This is a genomic window from Actinophytocola sp. KF-1, from assembly GCF_054661535.1.
On record NZ_BAAFVK010000006.1, the window covers coordinates 414,147 to 429,909 of the forward strand.

At 69.4% G+C, this 15,763-nt stretch carries 16 protein-coding genes and 1 tRNA gene; 12 read left to right on the forward strand and 5 right to left on the reverse strand.

Annotated features, from left to right (window positions below):
- The first annotated feature begins 1 nt into the window (after position 1).
- Genes ACYQ77_RS20735 through ACYQ77_RS20745 form a run of 3 tightly spaced genes read left to right on the forward strand, consistent with a single transcriptional unit; the run spans position 2 to position 2,666 of the window.
- Entirely contained in the window at positions 2 to 475 is a 474-nt protein-coding gene (locus ACYQ77_RS20735) for an SRPBCC family protein (protein ID WP_459713654.1), read from the forward strand.
- 54 nt (positions 476 to 529) lie between these two features.
- The gene (locus ACYQ77_RS20740; RefSeq protein WP_459713982.1) at positions 530 to 823 is read left to right on the forward strand and encodes a GroES family chaperonin; all 294 of its coding nucleotides are present in this window, start codon (positions 530 to 532) and stop codon (positions 821 to 823) included.
- 13 nt (positions 824 to 836) lie between these two features.
- Entirely contained in the window at positions 837 to 2,666 is a 1,830-nt protein-coding gene (locus ACYQ77_RS20745) for a VanW family protein (protein WP_459713656.1), read from the forward strand.
- A 65-nt stretch (positions 2,667 to 2,731) separates the two neighbouring features.
- On the opposite strand, the gene ACYQ77_RS20750 is transcribed toward ACYQ77_RS20745, so the two are convergent.
- The 3 genes from ACYQ77_RS20750 to ACYQ77_RS20760 form a co-directional block, all read right to left on the reverse strand.
- Positions 2,732 to 3,010 carry a GlsB/YeaQ/YmgE family stress response membrane protein gene (locus ACYQ77_RS20750; RefSeq protein WP_459713658.1) on the reverse strand — a complete coding sequence of 93 codons (279 nt, stop codon included), beginning with the start codon at positions 3,008 to 3,010 and terminating at the stop codon, positions 2,732 to 2,734.
- Between the two features lie 150 nt (positions 3,011 to 3,160).
- Positions 3,161 to 4,993 carry an acyl-CoA dehydrogenase gene (locus tag ACYQ77_RS20755; RefSeq protein WP_459713660.1) on the reverse strand — a complete coding sequence of 611 codons (1,833 nt, stop codon included), beginning with the start codon at positions 4,991 to 4,993 and terminating at the stop codon, positions 3,161 to 3,163.
- Positions 4,994 to 5,155: 162 nt separating this feature from the next.
- On the reverse strand, positions 5,156 to 5,875 hold the full coding sequence (locus tag ACYQ77_RS20760) for a LuxR C-terminal-related transcriptional regulator (RefSeq protein WP_459713662.1): 720 nt from the start codon (positions 5,873 to 5,875) through the stop codon (positions 5,156 to 5,158).
- 146 nt (positions 5,876 to 6,021) lie between these two features.
- Here ACYQ77_RS20760 and ACYQ77_RS20765 point away from each other — a divergent pair, with 146 nt between their 5' ends.
- The 5 genes from ACYQ77_RS20765 to ACYQ77_RS20785 are packed head-to-tail and all read left to right on the forward strand — an operon-like array spanning position 6,022 to position 10,174.
- Complete coding sequence (locus tag ACYQ77_RS20765) at positions 6,022 to 6,477, forward strand: DUF4304 domain-containing protein (RefSeq protein ID WP_459713663.1); 456 nt, start codon at positions 6,022 to 6,024, stop codon at positions 6,475 to 6,477.
- Positions 6,478 to 6,505: 28 nt separating this feature from the next.
- Positions 6,506 to 6,949, forward strand: coding sequence for a helix-turn-helix transcriptional regulator (locus tag ACYQ77_RS20770; RefSeq protein WP_459713664.1), 444 nt, complete (start codon positions 6,506 to 6,508; stop codon positions 6,947 to 6,949).
- A 10-nt stretch (positions 6,950 to 6,959) separates the two neighbouring features.
- Positions 6,960 to 7,370 carry a VOC family protein gene (locus ACYQ77_RS20775; protein WP_459713666.1) on the forward strand — a complete coding sequence of 137 codons (411 nt, stop codon included), beginning with the start codon at positions 6,960 to 6,962 and terminating at the stop codon, positions 7,368 to 7,370.
- Between the two features lie 31 nt (positions 7,371 to 7,401).
- Complete coding sequence (locus tag ACYQ77_RS20780; RefSeq protein ID WP_459713668.1) at positions 7,402 to 9,765, forward strand: ATP-binding cassette domain-containing protein; 2,364 nt, start codon at positions 7,402 to 7,404, stop codon at positions 9,763 to 9,765.
- Positions 9,758 to 10,174, forward strand: coding sequence for a class I SAM-dependent methyltransferase (locus ACYQ77_RS20785; RefSeq protein ID WP_459713670.1), 417 nt, complete (start codon positions 9,758 to 9,760; stop codon positions 10,172 to 10,174). Before ACYQ77_RS20780 ends, ACYQ77_RS20785 begins: the two co-directional genes overlap by 8 nt.
- A 123-nt stretch (positions 10,175 to 10,297) precedes the next feature.
- Here the strand turns inward: ACYQ77_RS20785 and ACYQ77_RS20790 are convergent.
- A tRNA-Gly gene (locus ACYQ77_RS20790) sits at positions 10,298 to 10,368 on the reverse strand.
- A gap of 48 nt (positions 10,369 to 10,416) precedes the next feature.
- On the opposite strand from ACYQ77_RS20790, the gene dcd reads away from it, so the two are divergent.
- A complete protein-coding gene (gene dcd / locus ACYQ77_RS20795; RefSeq protein WP_459713672.1) occupies positions 10,417 to 10,998 on the forward strand; it encodes a dCTP deaminase in 582 nt (193 codons plus the stop codon).
- Here the strand turns inward: dcd and ACYQ77_RS20800 are convergent.
- Complete coding sequence (locus ACYQ77_RS20800) at positions 10,954 to 12,150, reverse strand: MFS transporter (protein ID WP_459713674.1); 1,197 nt, start codon at positions 12,148 to 12,150, stop codon at positions 10,954 to 10,956. The two genes, dcd and ACYQ77_RS20800, sit on opposite strands and share 45 nt — an antisense overlap.
- Before the next feature lie 170 nt (positions 12,151 to 12,320).
- Here ACYQ77_RS20800 and ACYQ77_RS20805 point away from each other — a divergent pair, with 170 nt between their 5' ends.
- The 3 genes from ACYQ77_RS20805 (at position 12,321) to grpE (ending at position 15,750) form a co-directional block, all read left to right on the forward strand.
- Complete coding sequence (locus ACYQ77_RS20805; RefSeq protein WP_459713677.1) at positions 12,321 to 13,031, forward strand: DUF4097 family beta strand repeat-containing protein; 711 nt, start codon at positions 12,321 to 12,323, stop codon at positions 13,029 to 13,031.
- A 149-nt stretch (positions 13,032 to 13,180) separates the two neighbouring features.
- Positions 13,181 to 15,040 carry a molecular chaperone DnaK gene (gene dnaK / locus ACYQ77_RS20810; protein WP_459713679.1) on the forward strand — a complete coding sequence of 620 codons (1,860 nt, stop codon included), beginning with the start codon at positions 13,181 to 13,183 and terminating at the stop codon, positions 15,038 to 15,040.
- Positions 15,037 to 15,750 carry a nucleotide exchange factor GrpE gene (gene grpE / locus ACYQ77_RS20815; RefSeq protein ID WP_459713681.1) on the forward strand — a complete coding sequence of 238 codons (714 nt, stop codon included), beginning with the start codon at positions 15,037 to 15,039 and terminating at the stop codon, positions 15,748 to 15,750. The genes dnaK and grpE overlap by 4 nt, the downstream gene beginning before the upstream one ends.
- The last annotated feature ends 13 nt before the right edge of the window (positions 15,751 to 15,763 follow it).

Below are 15,763 nucleotides of genomic sequence, written 5' to 3' on the forward strand. Positions count from 1 at the left end.
GATGAACGAACCGAGCGCGTCCGCGCGGACCACGGTGCACGCGTCACCCGATGAGGTGTATTCGCTGGTCAGCGACCCGCCGCGGATGTCGGCGCTGACCGAGGAGCTCGAGCGCGCCACATGGCTCGGCGGGGTCCGCGAGGCCGCCGTCGGCGCCCGGTTCCGGGGGCACAACCGGCGGGCGTGGCGGCGCTGGAGCACCACCGCGACGGTCACCGACGCCGAGCCGGGACGGCGGTTCGCGTTCGAGGTGTCGTCGTTCGCGGGCATCCCGGTTTCCCGCTGGCAGTACGACATCCGGGCGGCCGAGGACGGGTGCGTCGTCGAGGAGCACACGTGGGACCGCAGGCCCGCGTGGTTCCGGCCGTTCGCCAACCTCGTGACGGGTGTGCGCGACCGCGCGGACCAGAACCGGCGCAACATGGCGCACACCCTGTCGCGGCTCAAGTCGGCAGTGGAGGCGGCACGCGGTTAGCCGGGGGTCGGCGGTTACCATTCCTCGGTGCCAGAACTCAAACTCGAGATCCAGATGCTGCACGACAGGGTGCTGGTGCAGCTCACTCCCGAGGAAGGGGAACGGCGCAGCACCGGTGGCATCGTCATCCCGGCGACCGCGCAGATGGCTCGGCGGCTGGCCTGGGGGGACGTGCTGGGCGTCGGCACGAGCGTGCGCAACGTCAAGGTCGGCGACCGGGTCCTGTTCAACCCCGAGGACCAGCTCGAGGTCGAGGTCCAGGGGCAGACCTACCTGGTGATGCGCGAACGCGACCTGCACGCCATCGCCAGCGAGCGGATCGAGCACGGCACGGGTTTGTATCTCTAGGGGAAGGCAAGTCGTGGAGCACCAATGGCCGGAGTCGCACGCCGAGCAGACGGACGTGCTCACACCGATCACGCGCACCCCTGGTGACGAGCCCACGGTCAAGATCCACGCCCCGGGACCACCCCCGGGCGGCGAGCAGGGCAAGGGCAAGGGGCTGCGCAAGGCGGGCGTCATCGCGGGCGCGGTCTTCGGCGCACTGGTCGTGCTGTACGGCGTCGACCTGCTGCTGAGCAGCGGCGAGGTGCCGCGCGGGGTCAGCGTCGTCGGCGTCGACGTGGGCGGCGAGTCCCACGAGGACGCGGAGCGGATCCTGCGCGACCGGATCGAGCCGCGGCTCGCGGAGCCCGTGCAGGTGCGCGGCGGCGACGTCGAGGTCGAGGTCAACGCGGCGGACGCGGGCCTGTCCATCGACTGGGAGGCCACCCTCGCCCACACCGGTGCGCAGCCGCTGAACCCGATCACGCGCCTGACCTCGTTCTTCAGCACCCAGGAGATGGGGGTCGTCACCCGCACCGACGACAAGAAGCTGGACGCCGCCGTCAAGGCGCTGCAGCCGAAGATCGACCGCAAGCCCGCGGAGGGCACGGTCAAGTTCGAGGGCGTCAAACCGGTCGCGGTCGCTCCCAAGCCGGGCCAGCAGCTCGACGTCGCGGGCGCCCGGCAGGCGCTCGTCGACCACTGGGCCGGCGGCAAGCCGGTGCAGTTGCCGGTGTCGGTCACCAAGGTCAAGACGACCGCGGCCGGCGTGCAGAAGGCGGTCGACGAGATCGCGAAGGTCGCCGTGTCCGGGCCGGTCGTCGTCCACGGCCAGGGCAAGGACGCGACGATCGAGCCCGCCGTGATCGCGAAGGCGCTGGTGTTCAAGCCCGCCGACGACGGCGGGCTGACCGCGAGCGTCGACCAGAAGAAGCTGGTCGCCGCGGTCGGGCCGCAGCTCAAGTCCACCGAGGTCGAGGGCAAGGACGCGGAGATCGTGTTCAGCTCCGGCGCACCGACGGTGGAGCCGTCGGTCGACGGCAAGGGCGTCGACTGGGCCAAGACGCTCAAGCCGATCATGGACGTGCTGAAGAAGACCGACGGCCGCGAGCTGAAGGCCACGTACGCGCCGAAGCCGGCGAAGGTGACCACCGAGGCCGCGAACAAGCTCGGCATCAAGGAGGTCATCGGCGAGTTCACCACCCAGGGCTTCGCCGCCGACTCCGGCATCAACATCCGCACGGTCGCGGCCGAGGTCAACGGCGCGATCGTGAAGCCGGGCGAGACGTTCAGCCTCAACGGCCACACCGGCCCGAGGACCGCGGCGGAGGGGTACGTCGAGGCGGGCGTGATCAAGGAGGGGGCGCCGGGCCGCGAGGTCGGCGGCGGCATCTCCCAGTTCGCGACGACCCTCTACAACGCGGCGTACTTCGCGGCCATGGAGGACGCCGGGCACAAGGAACACAGCTACTACATCAGCCGCTACCCGGCGGCGCGTGAGGCGACCGTGTTCCAGGACCACGCGGGCAACAGCGTCATCGACCTCAAGTTCAAGAACACCTCGGACACCGGTGTCGCGATCCAGACGATCTGGACGCCGTCGACGATCACCGTGAAGCTGTGGGGCACGAAGAAGTACGAGGTCGAGTCGATCACCGGCGGCCGCACCGACCAGACCCCGCCGCAGGAGAAGCAGGGCCCGGCGGAGAACTGCCACGCCAGCAACGGCGCGCCCGGCTTCACCACCACCGACACCCGGATCATCCGGGAGGTCGGCTCGGGCCGCGAGGTCTCCCGCCACACCAGGACCGTCCGGTACAACCCGCAGCCGAAGATCGTGTGCGGGGCCCCGAAGCCACCTGAGTGACGGACCCGCCATGAAAGGGGCCTCCGGAGCGTGGTGCTCCGGAGGCCCCTTTCATGCGGTGGTGTCTAGGCGCGTGCGCGTGCCCTCGGGTACAGCGACGCCGCCAGGATCACCGCGACCACGGCCGCGATGACCTGGAAGATGTGGCGCCACCAGTCGATGCCCGGGGTGTCCCGCACACCCACCCAGCCGGCGATCAGATTGCCTATCAGTGCGCCGACGATCCCAGCCAGGATCGTCAACCAGAATGGGATCTTCTGCTCACCAGGAGCCAGGAGTCGTCCGAGGATGCCCAGGACGATGCCCGCGATGAGAAGTCCGATGATTGCGCCTACTGACCACATGACTGCTCCTCAGCCAAAGGGTTGGTGGCACAGAGGTACCACCGATCGCGCCCGGCCACACCTCGACCGTGACCTGACTGTTTCCTTGTCCGAACGCGACACCGGCCGCGGACCACTCGGGTCCGCGGCCGGCGCCGGTTCGAACGGGGGTCAGAAGGCCGACTCGTCGACCTCCATCAGCGCGTTGTCCGCCGCTTCGACGATCTTGCGGCCCGCGGACAGCTCGGGCAGCACGTTCTTGGCGAAGAACGTCGCCACGGCGACCTTGCCCTCGTAGAACGCCTTGTCCTTGCCGGTGGCGCCCTCGTCGAGGCGGGCGATCGCGATCTCGGCCTGGCGCTGCAGCAACCAGCCGATCAGCAGGTCGCCGACCGCCATCAGGAACCGCACGCTGTGCTGGCCGACCTTGTAGACGCTCGCCGCGTCGTTCTGGGACGCCGTGAGGTAGCCGATCAGCGAGCCGAGCATGCCCTGCACGTCCTCGAGGGCCTGCTTCAGCAGCTGGCGGCCCTCCTTGAGCCTGCCGTTGCCGCCCTCGGACTCGATGAACTTGGTGATCTCGCCCGCCACGTAGGTCAGCGCCTGGCCCTTGTCGCGGACGATCTTGCGGAAGAAGAAGTCCATCGACTGGATGGCCGTGGTGCCCTCGTACAGCGAGTCGATCTTCGAGTCGCGGATGTACTGCTCGATCGGGTAGTCCTGCAGGAAGCCGGAGCCACCCAGGGTCTGCAGCGACTGGGCCAGCTGCTCGTACGCCCGCTCCGACCCGACGCCCTTCACGATCGGCAGCAGCAGGTCGTTGACCCGGTGCGCGAGCTGCTGGGTCTCCTCGTCACCCTCGCCCGTCCACACCTGGTCCTGGAACGTGGCGGTGTACATGTACACGGCACGCAGGCCCTCGGCGTACGCCTTCTGCATCATCAGGCTGCGGCGGACGTCCGGGTGGGCGGTGATGGTCACGCGCGGGGCGGTCTTGTCCAGCATCTGCGTGAGGTCCGCGCCCTGCACGCGCTCCTTGGCGTAGTCCAGCGCGTTCAGGTAGCCGGTGGACAGCGTCGCGATGGCCTTCGTGCCGACCATCATCCGGGCGTACTCGATGACCTGGAACATCTGGGCGATGCCGTTGTGCACGTCGCCGACGAGCCAGCCCTTGGCGGGCGTGCCGTGCTGGCCGAGCGACAGCTCACAGGTCGTGGACGCCTTGATGCCCATCTTGTGCTCGATGTTGGTCACGAAGGCGCCGTTGCGCTCGCCCAGCTCGCCCGTCTCGCTGTCGAAGTGGAACTTCGGCACCACGAACATCGACAGGCCCTTGGTGCCGGGACCGCCGCCCTCGGGGCGCGCCAGCACCAGGTGGATGATGTTCTCGGTCAGGTCGTGCTCACCCGAGGTGATGAAGCGCTTGACGCCGTCGAGGTGCCACGAGCCGTCCTCCTGCTGGACGGCCTTGGTGCGGCCGGCGCCCACGTCGGAGCCCGCGTCCGGCTCGGTCAGCACCATGGTGGCGCCCCAGCCGCGGTCGATCATGAACTGGGCCCAGCGCTTCTGCTCGTCGGTGCCGTTGCGGAACAGCACCTGCGCCATGTTCGGCCCGGACATGTACATGAACAGCGGCGGGTTGGCGCCCAGCATCAGCTCCGCGGCCGCCCACTGGACGGTCGGGGGCAGACCGAGGCCGCCGAGGTCGTCGGTCAGGCCGATGCGCCACCAGTCGCCTTCCCACATCAGCTGGTAGGCCTTCTTGAACGACTCGGGCAGCGTCGCGGAGAAGGTCTTCGGGTCGTACGTCGGCGGGTTGCGGTCCGCGTCGGCGAACGACTCCGCCAGCGGACCCGTGGCCAGCCGGTTCAGCTCCGCGAGCACGCCGCGCGCCGTCTCCTCGTCGGACTCCGCGAGGACGCCCTTGCCCAGCCGGTCCTGGACCTTGAACACCTCGAACAGGTTGAACTCGAGGTCGCGGACGTTGCTCTTGTAGTGGCCCATCTCCTGGCTCCCCGTTCTCCGCGGTTCCGCGAACGATCTGCTTGACGCCGTGCGAGCTCCGCTTGTGCTACCCGTCGGTAACTTCAGGATATTACTTGCCAGTAGAGCACGGCAAGGACACCACTCGAGAAGGTGACTTTTCGCAGGTGGGAGCGGGGTGAGTCAGTTCACGCCACGCCGTGCGCTCGGCACCGCGCCATCGACGGTGAGCACCCCGGAACGGAACGCGACGGCGACCGCGTGCGTGCGGTCCCGCGACGCGAGCTTGCGCAGGATGCTCTTCACGTGCGTCCTGACCGTCTCCACGGACACGAAGAGGACGTTCGCGATCGCCTGGTTCTCCAGCCCGTCGGCGATCAGCTGCAGCACCTGGTGCTCGCGCTGCGACAGCGGCTGGCGGCTGCCGTTCGGGCGGCGGGGACCGGCCACGGGCGCGGTGAGGTTGTCCGCCAGCGCGCTGTCGACGAACCGGCCGTCGGGCTGGTGCACGCTCTGGATGGCCTTCACGAGCTGTGCGGGCTGCGCGGTGCGGAGGACGACCCCGCGCACGCCACCCGTGACGGCGCCAGCCACGTACTGCGTGGTCCGGTGCGCCTCGTCCACCATCAGGACCACCCCGAGGCCGCGGTTGCCCGCGAGCAGGTGGCTCAGCTGCCCGCGCGGGTCCAGCCCGGAGTCGACGAGCACCACGTCCGGCCGCAGCCGTTCGCACAACCGCAGACCGACCGAGGGGGTCTCGGCCGCACCGACCCAGCGGAGCCCCGGTGTCCGGTGCACGAGCGCGGACAGGCCTTCGCGGACGAGCGGGACACCGTCGATGAGCGCCACACCGACAGCGCCGTTCGCCGGGCGCCCCATCGGCGGGTTGGTGTTCGGTGGCATCTCGTCCTCCTGGCCGGCACTACTCCGGGACAGGGACGAGCGAGCACCGCGCGCGTGACGCGATCGGTGAGTTTGTTCTCACGATCCATTCTGGATAGCGAACGCTTAGCACTCCACGGGTTTGCGGCGCTACTGTTAGTGGCACTGTGGAATCCGAGATCGAGCGCAACGCCCAGGACTGGTTCAGGTTCATGGTCGACACGAACCTGGCCCCGGGTCTGCGCGCGCTCGGATTCTTCGGCGTCGGCCGCCGCTTCCGCATCGAGGGCCCGAACCACTGGGGTGAGGTCGCGGTCGAACAGGCGCGTTCCTTCACCGCGCGGGCCGTCCGCTTCACCCTGCACATCGGCGTCATGTCCCGCGACGAGTGGGCCGAGCAGCTGCGGGTGCGCCCCTACTACCCGGCGAGCGAGGCGGCGAAGGCCCAGTGGATGGGCTGGCAGGCCCCGATCGGGTCGGTGGTCGAGGTCGGCGGCTACCCGATCGGCGAGCTGTGGTGGGAACTGGAGGTCGGCCGTCCGTTCCAGGCGCTGGCGCGCGAGGTGCTGACGACGGTCCGCGAGTACGCCCTGCCCGCCATGCGCGAACGCATGGACGCCTGAACGCGCGCATCTGTGGCACGATCGCGTCGTGACCAGCAGACCCGCGCCCCAGCAGCGCCTTCGTGATCTCGCGCTGCTGCGCAGGGTCCGCGACCGGATGGACCGCGAGTACGCGAAACCACTGGACGTCGAGGCGCTGGCGCGGGGCGTGAACATGTCCGCCGGGCACCTCAGCCGCGCGTTCAAGACCGCGTACGGCGAGTCGCCGTACTCCTACCTGATGACGCGGCGCATCGAACGGGCGATGGCGCTGCTGCGGGTCGGTGACATGAGCGTCACCGAGGTCTGCTTCGCGGTCGGCTGCTCGTCGCTGGGCACGTTCAGCACCCGCTTCACCGAGCTCGTCGGGGTGCCGCCGAGCACGTACCGGCGGGAGGCGCGGCAGGCGACCGAGGGCATGCCGCCGTGCGTCGCGAAACAGGTCACCAGACCGGTCAGGAATCGAGAAGCGCAGGCCGCGAGCCGCTCATAGTGTGACCGACATGGACATCACGATTCACTCCGCGTACCTCCCGCACAACGACCGGGACGAGTCCCTGGCCTTCTACCGCGACATCCTCGGCTTCGAGCTCCGCAAGGAGGTCGGCTACAACGGCATGTACTGGCTCACCGTCGGCCCGCCGAACCAGCCGGAGACGTCGATCGTCCTGACGCCGCCGGCCGTGGACCCCGGCCTCACCGACGACGAGCGCAACACGATCATCGAGATGATGGCCAAGGGCACCTACGCCGGGATCAACCTGGCCTCCAAGGACCTCGACGGCCTGTTCGAGCACATGCAGGCGAAGGGCGCCGAGATCGTCCAGGAGCCGACCGACCAGCCGTACGGCATCCGCGACTGCGCCGTCCGCGACCCCGCGGGCAACCTGCTCCGCATCCAGCAAGTGGCCTGAGCCCGCCCGACCCTTGGAGATCGACACCGTCATGCCTGCCAAACCCCACGTCGCTGACAGCCACGACCTGATCCGCGTGCACGGCGCGCGCGTGAACAACCTCAAGGACGTCAGCATCGAGCTGCCGAAGCGCAGGCTGACGGTGTTCACGGGGGTCTCCGGCTCCGGCAAGAGCTCCCTGGTGTTCAGCACGATCGCCGCCGAGTCGCAGCGGTTGATCAACGAGACGTACAGCGCGTTCGTGCAGGGGTTCATGCCGACGCTGGCCCGTCCCGAGGTGGACGTGCTGGAGGGGCTGACGACCGCGATCATCGTCGACCAGCAGCGGATGGGGTCCGACCCGCGGTCCACGGTCGGCACCGCGACGGACGCGAACGCGATGCTGCGGATCCTGTTCAGCAGGCTCGGCAAGCCGCACATCGGGTCGCCGCAGGCGTTCTCGTTCAACGTGGCGTCGATCAGCGGCGCCGGTGCGGTGACGCTGGAGAAGGGCGGGCAGAAGTTCAAGGAGCGCCGTGAGTTCTCCATCACCGGCGGCATGTGCCCGCGTTGCGAGGGCCGGGGCAGCGTCAACGACATCGACCTGACGCAGCTGTACGACGAGTCGAAGTCGCTCAACGAGGGCGCGATCACGATCCCGGGCTACAGCATGGACGGCTGGTACGGGCGCATCTTCAGCGGCTCCGGGTTCTTCGACATGGACAAGCCGATCCGCAAGTTCACCAAGAAGCAGCTGTTCGACCTGCTCTACAAGGAACCGACCAAGATCAAGGTCGAGGGCATCAACCTGACCTACGAGGGCCTGGTCCCGAAGATCCAGAAGTCGATGCTGTCGAAGGACGTCGACTCGCTGCAGCCGCACGTCCGGGCGTTCGTCGAGCGGGCGGTCACGTTCCAGACGTGCCCGGAGTGCGCCGGGACGCGGCTGTCGGACCTGGCGCGGTCGTCGAAGATCAAGGGCAAGAGCATCGCCGACGTGTGCGCGATGCAGATCAGCGACCTCGCCGAGTGGGTGCGCGGCATCAAGGACCGGTCGGTGGCGCCGCTGCTGGAGAAGCTGGGGCACACGCTGGACTCGTTCGTGGAGATCGGGCTGGGGTACCTGTCGCTGGACCGGCCCGCGGGCACGCTGTCCGGTGGTGAGGCGCAGCGCACCAAGATGATCCGCCACCTCGGGTCGTCGCTCACCGACGTCACGTACGTGTTCGACGAGCCCACGATCGGGTTGCACCCGCACGACATCGAACGGATGAACAACCTGCTGCTCCGGTTGCGGGACAAGGGCAACACGGTCCTGGTGGTGGAGCACAAGCCGGAGACCATCGCGATCGCCGATCACGTCGTCGACCTAGGGCCGGGCGCGGGCACCGGCGGCGGCGAGGTGTGCTTCGAGGGCACGGTCGACGGGCTGCGGGCCAGCAAGACCGTGACCGGCCGCCACTTCGACGACCGCACGGCGTTGAAGGACGAGGTGCGGACCCCGACCGGCGCCCTGGAGGTGCGCGGCGCGTCGACGCACAACCTGCGGAACGTGGACGTCGACATCCCGCTGGGCGTGCTGGTGGTGGTCACGGGGGTGGCCGGCTCGGGCAAGAGCTCGCTGATCCACGGTTCCGTCGAGGGCCGCGAGGGCGTCGTGGTGGTGGACCAGACCCCGATCCGCGGTTCGCGGCGCAGCAACCCGGCGACCTACACGGGCCTGCTGGAGCCGATCCGCAAGGCGTTCGCCAAGGCCAACGGCGTGAAGCCGGCGCTGTTCAGCGCCAACTCCGAGGGCGCGTGCCCGGCGTGCAACGGCGCCGGGGTCATCTACATGGACCTCGGGATCATGGCCACGATGGAGACGACGTGCGAGGAGTGCGAGGGGAAGCGCTTCCAGGCGTCGGTGCTGGAGTACAAGTTCGGCGGCCGCAACATCAGCGAGGTCCTGGCGATGCCGGTGGCGGAGGCCGAGGAGTTCTTCGCGGCCGGCGAGGCGGCCACCCCCGCGGCCCACAAGATCCTCGACCGCCTGGCAGACGTGGGCCTCGGCTACCTCACCCTGGGCCAACCCCTGACCACCCTGTCCGGCGGCGAACGCCAACGCCTCAAGCTAGCCACCCACATGGGTGAAAAAGGCGGTGTCTACGTCCTCGACGAGCCCACGACCGGCCTGCACCTGGCGGACGTGGAACAGCTGCTGGCCCTGCTGGACCGCCTCGTCGACGCGGGCAAGTCGGTCATCGTCATCGAACACCACCAGGCGGTGATGGCCCACGCGGACTGGATCATCGACCTGGGCCCGGGCGCGGGCCACGACGGTGGCCGGATCGTCTTCGAAGGCACCCCGACCGACCTGGTGAAGAACCGCAAGACCCTGACCGGCGAACACCTCGCGACGTACGTCGGTGTCTGACCGGGCCGCGGAGGCCACGAGGTTCGACGAGCAACCGGACCACGGCCTCCGCGCCCCGAAGGCACGAGCGACGTGGCGGAAGCTGCTGTCGAGCGCGCTACTCGCGGAACAGCGCTACGAGGTGACAGGCGTGGACCTGTCCCCAGCCACGGTGGCCCTGGCCAAAGCAAAGGCGGCCGGAGCAGCAGAGGACCGCGAAGGCGACGCCGCCCATCCAACCCTGGCCCCGTCGACCTTCGACGCGGGCTTCGCCCGCCACGTGCTGTGGACCCTCCCGGCCCCGGAGGCGGTGGTGGGCAGGTGGATCGAGCTACTACGCCCAGGCGGCCGCCTCGTCCTGGTGGAGGGCCCGGGAAGGCCGATCACCGACGAGCGCTACGTGCTCGTCAGCAGCCGAAAGCTCATCTGAGAAGGCGACAACCGGAAGGGGGTCCGGGGGCGAAGCCCGCCGGGCGGGTCTGGGGTCGCACCCCAGAAAACGCGCGAGGCGACAAGGTCCGCGCTCTCCGCGGACACCTGTCGCCCATCGCCGAGCGGATGACGGGAATCGAACCCGCGTTCTCAGCTTGGGAAGCTGATGTTCTACCATTGAACTACATCCGCAGTGTGCCGCCAGATCCTATCGGATCCCCGTCTCGCTAGGGTGAGCGGGTGTTGTTGAGCGATGGTGACCTCCGCAAAGAGCTGGCTTCGGGTCGGTTGGGGCTGGATCCGCTGGACGAGGCGATGATCCAGCCGTCGAGTATCGACGTGCGGCTGGACCGGTTCTTCCGTGTCTTCAACAACACGAAGTACACCCACATCGACCCGCGTCAGCAGCAGGACGACCTCACGGCGCTGGTCGAGACGGTCGACGACGAGCCGTTCGTGCTGCACCCCGGGGAGTTCGTGCTCGGGTCCACGTTCGAGTCGGTGAACCTGCCCGACGACCTCGCCGGGCGGCTGGAGGGCAAGTCCTCTCTGGGGCGGCTCGGGCTGCTGACGCACTCGACGGCCGGGTTCATCGACCCCGGGTTCACCGGGCACATCACGCTGGAACTGAGCAACGTCGCGAACCTGCCGATCACCCTCTGGCCGGGCATGAAGATCGGGCAGCTCTGCCTGTTCCGCCTGACCAGCCCGGCGGAGAACCCCTACGGCTCCACGATCGCCGGCTCGCGCTACCAGGGGCAGCGCGGCCCCACGCCGTCACGGGCGTACCTCAACTTCCACCGCGTCGACACGCGCCGCTGACTCGCCGGCGACGGGCGTCAGCACCGCACCGGCCGCCGGGAACACCGCCGCCATGGCCAGGGCGAGTGGGTAACCGAACGCGGTGATCAGCGCGCTGAACAGGGGCGCCGCCGCCATGGCCGCGATGTTCTGGCCCGTGTTCTGCACGCCGAGCGCGCGGCCCGCCCAGAACGGGCCGGCCAGCTCGGCGGTGGCGGTGAAGCCCAGCCCGTTGTCCGTCACCGACACGACCAGCGCGGCCAGCAGGGCGGCGATGGCCAGCCACGGCAGGTCCAGCGCGTCGCCGACGCCCCACAGCACCATGGTCGCGAGCGCGCCGAACGCGATGCGGCGCATCGGGCCCATGCGGCTGCCCGCCCGGTCGGACCACACGCCCGCCAGGATGCGGCCCGCGGCGCCCGCGACCTGCACGACCGCGACGAGCTGACCCGCGGCCACCGGGCTCCAGCCCCGCTCCGACACGAGATAGGTCACCGCGAACGTCGCCGCCACGAACTGCGGGACCACCAGCATGGCGCTCGCCGTGTGCAGGCGGACCAGTGTCGACGCGACGCGGCCGGTGTACGGGGACGCGGCGGCCGCCACGGTGCGTTCGGGGCGCGGCGGGTCCACGACCACGAACCACACGAGCACCGCCGACAGCAGGCACAGGGCCGCGGGCAGCGCGACCGCCGTCGCGAAGCCGAAGTGGTGTGCCAGCGGCGGCAGGCTCGCCGCCGCGATGCCGACGCCCACCGGCTGGGCGGTCTGGCGGATACCCATGGCGAGGCCGCGCTCGCGGGCGCTGAACCAGCCGAGCACCACGCGCCCGCTGGCCGCGTTCACCGATGCGGACGCGGCGCCCGCCAGCAGCAGCCCGAACCCGAACAGCACGAACCCCGGCAACGCGAGGCTCGCGAGCAGCAGTACACCGGTGAGCGCGAGCCCGGCCGCCATCACGACCCGCTCGCCGAACCGGTCGGCGGCCGCGCCCCACGCGATCAGGGCGAGCAGCAGGCCGAGCAGCGGCGCCGAGATCAGCACGCTCGCCGAGGTCAGGGACAGGCCGTGGTCGGTCTGCAGCGCCGGGATGAGGAACGGGAGACCGTAGAGGAAGCTCGACGTGGTCGCCTGTGCCAGGAGTCCGGTGGCGAGGATGAACCAGCGTCGCATGGTCAGCACGGTAACCCCGCTCTCCTGAATAGTGGGAACAGTTTCCCGTCATATGGGACAGCCATGTGGGGGTAGCCCCAGGGGTGACTCGGGGGCGTCCCGGATGTCCGGACCCGGCGGTCGGCCATAACGTCGTGCTCACACAGGAAAGCTGAGCGGAGGCGTGGCAGATGGGGAGCATGCGGGTGGTGGCGGGGATCACGGTCGGAGCGGCCGGTCTCCTCCTCGCCGGGTGCGGGTGGGTCGGGCAGAACAGCTTCGACGACCACGAGGCGCTCGGTCAGACGATCACCGAGGTGCGGTTCGCCAACGACTCGGGCGACGTGCGGATCAAGGTCGGCGACGGTGCCGGGGTCGGGCGCACCGTCCGGTACGGCGACGACAAGCCGGGCAAGACCTACCGGGTCGAGGACGGTGTGCTGATCGTCGAGGCGTGCCCGGTCCGCAACTGCACGATCGACTACGACGTGACGGTGCCGGCCGAGGTCAAGGTCAGCGGGCACGTCGACTCGGGGAACGTCGAGGTCACGGGGGTGGCGACGGCGAACGTGGCGGCCGAGTCGGGTGACATCACCGTCCGGGACGTCGCGGGCGTGGTGAACGCGTCGGTCCAGTCCGGGTCGGTCGACCTGGACGGCATCGGCGGCGCGGTGGTCGCGGGCGCCGAGTCGGGCGACGTGCGCGTCGGGCTCGACGCGGTCGAGAGCGTCGCCGTCGAGACGCAGAGCGGCAACATCGAGGTGACCGTGCCGAGTGGGCAGTACCACGTCACGGCGTCCACGGAGAGCGGCGACCTGACCAACGACCTGGACGACGACCCGTCGGGCACGCCCATCGAGGCGAGCGCGCAGAGCGGCAACGTCACCATTCGCGCCGCCTAGGGAACACGGCGGCCCGCCCGGTCGTTGAGGGGATCAGAAAGGTTGAGTGCGAGGGGCTCAAGTTCGGTTTGACGGTCGATCAGATCCGACGGCAAACTTGAGCGGTAGGCACTCAACCCAGCCAGCAGCAGAAAGCAGGAGGGAAACCAATGGCGCGAGCGGTCGGTATCGACCTGGGGACGACCAACTCCGTCGTCGCTGTCCTCGAGGGCGGTGAGCCGACGGTGATCGCCAACTCCGAGGGTTCGCGGACGACCCCGTCCATCGTCGCCTTCGCCAAGAACGGCGAGGTGCTGACGGGCCAGCCGGCGAAGAACCAGGCCGTGACCAACGTGGACCGCACGGTCCGGTCGGTCAAGCGGCACATGGGCACGGACTGGTCGACGGAGATCGACGGCAAGAAGTACAGCGCGCAGGAGATCAGCGCGCGCGTGCTGATGAAGCTGAAGCGCGACGCGGAGGCCTACCTCGGTGAGCCCATCACCGACGCGGTCATCACCGTCCCCGCGTACTTCGAGGACGCCCAGCGCCAGGCCACCAAGGAGGCCGGGCAGATCGCCGGCCTGAACGTGCTGCGGATCGTGAACGAGCCGACCGCGGCCGCCCTGGCGTACGGCCTGGACAAGGGCGAGAAGGAGCAGACCATCCTCGTGTTCGACCTCGGTGGTGGCACGTTCGACGTGTCGCTGCTGGAGATCGGCGAGGGCGTGGTCGAGGTCCGCGCGACGTCCGGTGACAACCACCTCGGTGGTGACGACTGGGACCAGCGGATCGTCGACTGGCTGGTCGACAAGTTCAAGCAGTCCTCGGGCATCGACCTCACCAAGGACAAGATGGCGCTGCAGCGCATCCGTGAGGCCGCCGAGAAGGCGAAGATCGAGCTGTCCAGCAGCAACAGCGCCAACATCAACCTGCCGTACATCACGGTCGACGCGGACAAGAACCCGCTGTTCCTCGACGAGACGCTGTCCCGTGCCGAGTTCCAGCGCATCACCAGCGACCTGCTGGACCGCACCCGCGCGCCGTTCAACAACGTGATCAAGGACGCCGGCATCAAGGTCGGCGACATCGACCACGTGGTGCTGGTGGGTGGCTCGACCCGCATGCCCGCCGTGACCGACCTGGTCAAGGAGCTGACGGGCGGCCAGGAGCCGAACAAGGGCGTGAACCCGGACGAGGTCGTCGCGGTCGGCGCGGCGCTGCAGGCCGGTGTCCTGCGCGGTGACGTCAAGGACGTCCTGCTGCTGGACGTCACCCCGCTGTCGCTGGGCATCGAGACCAAGGGTGGCGTGTTCACCAAGCTCATCGAGCGGAACACGACCATCCCGACCAAGCGGTCGGAGATCTTCTCCACCGCGGACGACGGCCAGACCACGGTCGGCATCCAGGTCTTCCAGGGTGAGCGCGAGATCGCGGTGCACAACAAGAAGCTGGGCACCTTCGACCTCACCGGCATCCCGCCGGCACCCCGCGGCGTGCCGCAGATCGAGGTCACCTTCGACATCGACGCGAACGGCATCGTGCACGTGAGCGCGAAGGACCTCGGCACCGGCAAGGAGCAGTCGATGACCATCACCGGCGGCTCCGCGCTGCCGAAGGACGACATCGACCGGATGATCAAGGACGCCGAGGCGCACGCCGAGGAGGACAAGCGCCGCCGCGAGGAGGCCGAGGTCCGCAACCAGGCCGAGACGCTCGTCTACCAGACGGAGAAGTTCGTCAAGGAGAACGACGAGAAGATCCCGGCCGAGGTCAAGGACAAGGTCAACACCGCGATCAAGGACGCGCAGGAGGCGCTCAAGGGCACCGACGTCGCGGCCATCAAGTCCTCGATGGAGAAGCTCGCGACCGAGTCGCAGGCCATGGGCTCCGCGATCTACGCGCAGACCGGCGCGACGCAGGACGCGGGCGCGGGTGCCGGCGCGGCCGGTGGTGAGCAGGCAGGCGGCACCGCGGGCGCCGACGACGTGGTGGACGCCGAGATCGTCGACGAGGACGGCAAGAAGTGAGTTCCGAACCGCGATCGACCGACGACAACGGAGAGGAGCCACGCGTAGTGGTGCGCGACCGGCGTCGCATTGATCCGGACACCGGCGAGGTCCGGCCGCCCGCCCCCGAACAGGAGGCGGGCGCGCCCGCGGCCGAGGCCGGTGCCGCACCGGAGGCCGTCACCGCGGCGGAGCCGGTGCCGAGCCAGGAGGCGGAGCTGAAGGCACAGCTCGACGAGCGGACCGCGGACCTGCAGCGACTGCAGGCCGAGTACGCCAACTACCGCAAGCGGATCGACCGGGACCGCGAGTCCGTGGTCAACACCGCGAAGGCGTCGGTGGCGGGCGAGCTGCTGGCCGTGCTCGACGACATCGAGCGGGCCGCCCAGCACGGCGACCTCACCGGTGCGTTCAAGGCGGTCGCCGACAAGCTGGTGGCGACGCTGGAGCGCACGGGGCTGGAGGCGTTCGGGCACGAGGGCGAGCCGTTCGACCCGTCGGTGCACGAGGCCGTCCAGCACGACACGTCACCGGACGTGGCGGGCCCGACGGTGACCGCGGTGCTGCGCCGCGGCTACCGGTTCGGCGACCGGGTCGTGCGGGCCGCGCTGGTCGCGGTCACCGACCACGAGCCTGCCGCCGCGGCACCCGCCGAGCAGCCGGAGGAGGCCGGGGAGAACGGGTCGAGCGACTGGTTCGACCCGAACGACAAGACGAACGAGCAGATCTGATCCGGAGGGAGGG

Bases quoted from the DNA above. Each gene is read 5' to 3' on its own strand.
- ACYQ77_RS20735 (WP_459713654.1), top strand. From the start codon at position 2: ATGAACGAACCGAGCGCGTCCGCGCGGACCACGGTGCACGCGTCACCC.
- ACYQ77_RS20740 (WP_459713982.1), top strand. From the start codon at position 530: ATGCTGCACGACAGGGTGCTGGTGCAGCTCACTCCCGAGGAAGGGGAA.
- ACYQ77_RS20750 (WP_459713658.1), bottom strand. From the start codon at position 3,010: ATGTGGTCAGTAGGCGCAATCATCGGACTTCTCATCGCGGGCATCGTC.
- ACYQ77_RS20755 (WP_459713660.1), bottom strand. From the start codon at position 4,993: ATGGGCCACTACAAGAGCAACGTCCGCGACCTCGAGTTCAACCTGTTC.
- ACYQ77_RS20760 (WP_459713662.1), bottom strand. From the start codon at position 5,875: ATGCCACCGAACACCAACCCGCCGATGGGGCGCCCGGCGAACGGCGCT.
- ACYQ77_RS20775 (WP_459713666.1), top strand. From the start codon at position 6,960: ATGGACATCACGATTCACTCCGCGTACCTCCCGCACAACGACCGGGAC.
- ACYQ77_RS20780 (WP_459713668.1), top strand. From the start codon at position 7,402: ATGCCTGCCAAACCCCACGTCGCTGACAGCCACGACCTGATCCGCGTG.
- ACYQ77_RS20800 (WP_459713674.1), bottom strand. From the start codon at position 12,150: ATGCGACGCTGGTTCATCCTCGCCACCGGACTCCTGGCACAGGCGACC.
- ACYQ77_RS20805 (WP_459713677.1), top strand. From the start codon at position 12,321: ATGGGGAGCATGCGGGTGGTGGCGGGGATCACGGTCGGAGCGGCCGGT.
- dnaK (WP_459713679.1), top strand. From the start codon at position 13,181: ATGGCGCGAGCGGTCGGTATCGACCTGGGGACGACCAACTCCGTCGTC.